The 1,256-nt window shown below is 46.7% G+C and carries 1 protein-coding gene; it reads right to left on the bottom strand.

Features of this window, described 5'->3' with window-relative positions; genetic code table 11:
- Window positions 1-112: 112 nt before the first annotated feature.
- On the bottom strand, window positions 113-1,256 hold a 1,144-nt coding region (locus Q0590_RS37300; RefSeq protein WP_302042779.1), incomplete at its 5' end, for a group II intron reverse transcriptase.

Genomic DNA, 1,256 nt, shown 5'->3' with positions numbered 1-1,256 from the left:
CAGTTAAACTCAGTACAGGAGTCGCCTCCTGTACTGGTCTTCAGAACCGGACTTGACAGTTTCCCATCATCCGGCTCCTCCTTGGATTGGCTCTTTGTCAAGAGCACCTCTCTTAATTCTCTTTCACTTCAGATAAGTCAACAGCCGTCTTCTGGTGATGACAATGCCGATGCAAAAGCTGCAGATTGTCTAACCCATCCTTTCCCCCTTTTGAACTTGGTTGGATATGGTCTGTTTCCAGTTGATCTTCGCTGGTGAAGTGTAAGTTACACCAATTACATTTCCCTTGTTGCTTTTTGAGTAGTTTTCCCGTTGTCGATCCCACTTGAGGGTGATGGGCCATTCGAGAAGCCCAGTAAGCCCAATCTCCATCATAAGGTGTTTTTTCTCCTTTGACTTTGATATGGGGTTTGATCTTTACCTCGCTATGCAAGTTAAGTCTGCCTTTCTTGCCTGCTGAAAAGTCCCATTTGCCCCAATCCACTTTCCAGTACTTGTGGCATATCCAGCGTCTGCTTTTATTGACGTGTCTGCGTTTGGCCCAACTCAACAGTTTGAGAAAGGTCAAATGATTCATCTTTCTGAAAGCAGCCGAAGAGTTCTCACTTGCAAAGTAATTAGCCCACCCTCTGATAATCGGATTTAGCGTTCCAATTAAGGCCTCCTGAGGAGCATTCCCATACTGATGAATAACTCTTTTGAGCTGCTCATTATGGGTTTTCATGCTTTGCTCACTAGGCGAGATGCGGGTAAGAAAACCAAAGGGGGTCCCATCCCGGTAAGCTCTTCCGTGTGTTCTACCTGCGGGTAATTGAGCAATCCTGCAGCCCAGAAAATCAAAGCCTGCTTTGCCTTCATACGCTTCTAAGGTGTGCACTATGCGTGTCTTACTTGCTTTCAGTTCCAGTCCCATAGGTTGTAACCATTCTTCCAGCACTGCTTTTGCTTTCAGCAGTTGTCCTAAATTGGCATGTAACACCACCATGTCATCAGCATAACGAATCAGATTGAGCCGATAGTAGACCCACTTCCCATCCTGCTTTTGGCGGTAGGGAGGAAAAGCCGCTTGCAAAGTGTGCTCCATGCCATGCAAAGCAATATTAGCCAGCAACGGCGAAACACATCCGCCTTGAGGAGTGCCTTGCTCGGATGGGAAAAGCCTACCTTTTTCCATGATTCCGGCTTTGAGCCATCCTTTCAATACACCTCGCAGCAGAGGAAAGGTCGATACTTTGCTAAGCAGAGCTTGATGATTA

This window comes from Rhodocytophaga aerolata, from assembly GCF_030503435.1.
Lineage (GTDB): Bacteria > Bacteroidota > Bacteroidia > Cytophagales > 172606-1 > Rhodocytophaga > Rhodocytophaga aerolata.
Note: the sequence above shows the minus strand (reverse complement) of the source record. Positions and strands in the feature narration are given on the sequence as shown.